Here is a 596-nt window from a genome sequence, read left to right on the forward strand (position 1 = left end):
ACGCTGACGGCTTCTGTACCGATTCCGGCTGTAATAACTCAGGCGGTGGCGATAAACCCGGTGATGGTGACAAACCCGGCGACGGTGAAGAACCCGGTGATGGCAGCGGTGAAGAACCCGGTGACGGTGAAGATCCTACCGATTCCATTGAGGGACATTTACGCAACATCGACACCAATGTCGGTAAGCTGAATGTGGATATGAACAAACTGCTGGATACGTCCATAGACAGCAATGCCACCCTTGAAGACCAGCTTGCTCTGATGAATGACTTCAACAACACGGTAAAAAAATCTGATAACACCTTGGAGGCCATGGCGAATTTTTCCGAACAGGAAATCAAGCTGTTGAGCAACATTCAGGGGGATTTATCTGACTATTTCGATGACCAGTATCAGCAGATGAAAAACCTGTCTAACAAGCTGAGTGATTTGAATGCCGATCTCAACGCTAACTTTGACAACTTAGGCTCTGGTAACGACAGCATCAAGGAAGTGAAGAAAGTCGTTGAGAAAACTGAGCAGGTTGCACAGAACACGGCGGAATCGAATACCCTGCTCAATGACATTAAAAATGAACTGGTCGCCAATCGTATA

General features: G+C 47.1%; 1 protein-coding gene. It reads left to right on the forward strand.

Going from position 1 to position 596, the window contains the following annotated elements:
- Positions 1-596: hypothetical protein (locus R0J87_RS18385; RefSeq protein WP_498887971.1), on the forward strand; the 596-nt coding region annotated here is incomplete at both ends.

The organism is Halomonas sp. SIMBA_159 (assembly GCF_046536035.1).
Classification (GTDB): domain Bacteria; phylum Pseudomonadota; class Gammaproteobacteria; order Pseudomonadales; family Halomonadaceae; genus Vreelandella; species Vreelandella venusta_A.